The sequence below is a fragment of the Blastomonas aquatica genome (assembly GCF_014639875.1).
In the GTDB taxonomy this organism is placed as follows: domain Bacteria; phylum Pseudomonadota; class Alphaproteobacteria; order Sphingomonadales; family Sphingomonadaceae; genus Blastomonas; species Blastomonas aquatica.
In genome coordinates, this window is record NZ_BMGD01000012.1 from 1 (window position 1) to 3,138 (window position 3,138).

Sequence of the window (3,138 nt, forward strand, 5' to 3'; positions counted from 1 at the left end):
GGGGTCTCACGATGACCCAGCCTGTTGTCTGCGGGATATGGGAGGGATAGCTGGTTGGTCCTTCACCGACCATAGAAGGATCGAACCCCATGCGCAAACCACGCGATTACGACGCAGAACTTCAGGCCCTTAACGACAAGGCAAAGCAGGTCAAGACCCGCAAGCAGACCCAGCTCGGCGAGCTCGTCATCGCAACCGGAGCCGACGCGCTCGGGACAGAAGTACTGGCCGGCGTTCTGCTCGCTGCAATCGGCAACGACGATCCCTCACGAAAGGAGGCCTGGCGCAAACGCGGCGCCGCTTTCTTTCAGGGCAGCACCAACGCTCGCCGATCAGCTGGCAAAGACGCTGGCGGCACACAAGCGATCGGTCCAGGCGCGCAACCGGCTGCTGGCATACCGGGCGCGGCATGACATGCGCGACTGGAGGGTCAAACGGCGCGAACGGACACGGCAACTTATCGAGCTCGGCGGGCTCGTCGCCAAGGCTGAGCTGATCGACATCACCGATGATGATCGCGCGGTGATCTACGGGCTGCTGATCGAAGCTGCGGTAAAGCTGAAAGGCGAGAACCGTGAACAGCAGCTGCTACTGTGGCGACGACGCGGAGCGCGGGCGTTCGCGCAAAATCAGTTGGTGGAAAGGTCGTGATCGCGCATAGGCTCGACCCATGAACGAGGCCATCAACCAAATGGTGCTGAGCGTGATTGCGCGTGCGCCGCAATGGGTGAAGCAGGAAATGCTGTCAGCCGACCCAATCGTACGCGCGCGTGCCGAAGAGACGCTGGCAGCGATGATCAGCAGTGCGTTGGACGAAAGCGAAAGCGAAAGGCCCGGAAGCGAAGCAGCTTGACACCTCGAGCCGGGTCGCACAGCCAGCTTAGCCGACCTTGTCCGCCAACAACGCGATGCGCTCCGAACAGATCGCGTGCACGGCACGGCCAAGTTCTTCAACACAGCCGCCAAGCCAGAGCAGTTCCTCTTCGGTGATGCGATAGTGCTTCGAATAGCGGGCCTTCACGTAAGCCTCTTTGAGCTTCTCGAACCGGGCGCGATCAATGCGCGTATCGCGCGGCCAGGCATCGACCAGACGCATGTCGATGCGCTCGGCTTGGGTGCGCAGGAAGCCGAGATTGTGGACATGTGGAGTATAGAAAGTGCAGACCAGAAGCACGCAATGGTAAAGGCGTTCCGTTGCCTGATGCAGGGAAAACGCGGCTTCCTTCAGCCTGCCTTTGCCGATGTAAAACTCGCACCCTTCCTTCAAGGCGGCCGCGCTTGGGAACCACTCTTCATAATACTCCCGCGCCATCGCCAGCGCCTGCTCGGACGTCTTGGGCTTGGGCGTGTGCAGCGCCCGCTCGTCCGCCTCGTGCAGCGCGATGCCATCCTTTGCCACGTCCATAAAGAAGTAGCGCCCATGCGCGAGGCCATCGTTCACCTCCTGCAAGGTGTGGACGATGAAGTTGACCGGCGTGTGCAGCGTCCGGTCGATGGCAAGCTCGCGGATCAGCCGGTCCTCGAGCTTCAGCCAGTAATCCACACGCTCGGTCAGCCGCTTGTCGTTGACGATGATCAGCAGATCGAAGTCGGAGCGATAGCCCTTGGCCGTATGCGGCTCATCAATCCAGCCGCCGCGCGCGTAGCTGCCGTATAGGATCAGCTTCTCGATCCGGCCCTTCTTCTTCCACTGGTGTGTAGCGAGCGCCAGCGCATCGTCGAACTCCTCGAAGATGATCTGCTTCACGCGCTCGAGCTCGCGCTGCTTGTTGGCAGGAAGATGATCGATGTCGGTTCGCATGGCTCTGGTCACCCTGTAGATGCATGGGTCGATTGGCAAGGCGGAAGCTGGCGTTCATCGCCAGAACTGCCACCACTTGTGGTGGCGTTCGTGCATGTGCCGGTCGAGGATCCGCAGGGCACCCGCAAAGTGATGCTCGACCTCAGCGACGGTGATGCCGTGGATCGTTGCAAGCTCTGCGTAGCTGAGCTCATCGACGCGGATGCCAAGGAAGATCTCGCGCTGCATCGGCGACATGTTGTCGACGGCGCGTTCTGCGCGGCGGAGTTGCCGGCGTTCGGCTCGGGAAAGACGCGCGCTCATGCTGCGTCTCCCGTGAAGGTGAGCAGATAGTCTGCGGCCTTGCTTGCCGCGCTCGCGGCGCGGAAGATGGCCTTGTCATCTTCGCGAAGGACGGTGAGCCAGGAAGCGATGTAATCGCTATGGCGGACGGTCGGTGCAATGCCAAGCGACGCGCAGGTGAACGCAGCGGCCATCTCTGCGACAAGTTCTTCGCGGGCATAGGGTTCAGAGCCGAAGCTGCCCTTCTGATCGCGGTTCAGCCTGCTGGCATGGCCGGTCCAGTGACCGAGCTCATGCAGTGCGGTCCGGTACCAGTTGACCGGCTCGTGATAGGCGGCCTGCGGCGGTACCTGCACGAAGTCGTGTGCCGGGCTGTAGAAGGCGGCATCGCCGCCGATGTTTAACGTGGCACCGCTGGCGGTGATGATCGCATCGGCCTCGGCAATGGCGAGCACCGGATCGGTCGCAACCGGCGCTGCGGTCATGTCCTCGGGCAGACCTTCGCACTGGTCGATGTTGAACACTGTGAACCGCTTGAGGAAAGCAACGGTCCTGGCCTCGCGGTCTTCACCACGTGCCTGTTCGGCTTCTGCCTTCGGCGTGAAGCGGTCGGCATAGCAGATGGTCGTGCCCTTCTCGCCCTTGCGGACATTGCCGCCAGCGGCCTTCGCCTGGCGATAGGTCAGCCAGCGCTGGGAGCCGTAGCCCCTCATGACGACTTCGGCCCAGAGGATCAGGACATTGATGCCCGAGTAGCGCCTGTCTGTCGCTGCGTTGTGCGGCATGGTGCAGCCGCAAAGTGATGTGTCCCAGGGCTGCACCCAGGGAAGCCGTCCCTGCTCGAGCTCGGCGATGATGCGGTGTGTGACCTCAGTATAGAGGCTGTTACGGGTGGTAGTGTGTTCCATGGTCTTGTCTCCTTCCATCCGGCCCCGGCCCGGAAGGGGCGCTGGGGGGCGGCGAAGAAGAGCTGGCAGCCACGCTGCAACGGACGGCGCGCATGCCGCAGGCACCGCAACGCATGTGTAGGACCCGCAACGCGGGTTGCGCGCTGG

6 protein-coding genes are annotated in these 3,138 nt (G+C 62.4%); 3 read left to right on the top strand and 3 right to left on the bottom strand.

The genetic code is table 11. From position 1 onward, the window contains the following. The first annotated feature begins 89 nt into the window (after window positions 1–89). The 3 genes from IEW00_RS17260 to IEW00_RS17270 are packed head-to-tail and all read left to right on the top strand — an operon-like array spanning window position 90 to window position 853. Window positions 90–413 (top strand): conjugal transfer protein TraD, encoded by a 324-nt coding sequence (locus tag IEW00_RS17260; RefSeq protein WP_188515673.1) that lies wholly within the window; start codon window positions 90–92, stop codon window positions 411–413. A 1-nt stretch (window position 414) separates the two neighbouring features. Next, the gene (locus IEW00_RS17265) at window positions 415–651 is read left to right on the top strand and encodes a conjugal transfer protein TraD (RefSeq protein ID WP_188515674.1); all 237 of its coding nucleotides are present in this window, start codon (window positions 415–417) and stop codon (window positions 649–651) included. 19 nt (window positions 652–670) lie between these two features. Then, window positions 671–853 (top strand): hypothetical protein, encoded by a 183-nt coding sequence (locus IEW00_RS17270; RefSeq protein ID WP_188515675.1) that lies wholly within the window; start codon window positions 671–673, stop codon window positions 851–853. Window positions 854–880: 27 nt separating this feature from the next. On the opposite strand, the gene IEW00_RS17275 is transcribed toward IEW00_RS17270, so the two are convergent. Genes IEW00_RS17275 through IEW00_RS17285 form a run of 3 tightly spaced genes read right to left on the bottom strand, consistent with a single transcriptional unit; the run spans window position 881 to window position 2,991 of the window. After that, window positions 881–1,801 carry a nucleotidyltransferase gene (locus IEW00_RS17275; RefSeq protein WP_188515676.1) on the bottom strand — a complete coding sequence of 307 codons (921 nt, stop codon included), beginning with the start codon at window positions 1,799–1,801 and terminating at the stop codon, window positions 881–883. A gap of 54 nt (window positions 1,802–1,855) precedes the next feature. After that, window positions 1,856–2,104: an RNA polymerase sigma factor gene (locus IEW00_RS17280; protein ID WP_188515677.1), complete on the bottom strand. Its 249-nt coding sequence runs from the start codon at window positions 2,102–2,104 to the stop codon at window positions 1,856–1,858. After that, complete coding sequence (locus IEW00_RS17285; protein ID WP_229737126.1) at window positions 2,101–2,991, bottom strand: ArdC family protein; 891 nt, start codon at window positions 2,989–2,991, stop codon at window positions 2,101–2,103. Before IEW00_RS17285 ends, IEW00_RS17280 begins: the two co-directional genes overlap by 4 nt. Between the last annotated feature and the right edge of the window lie 147 nt (window positions 2,992–3,138).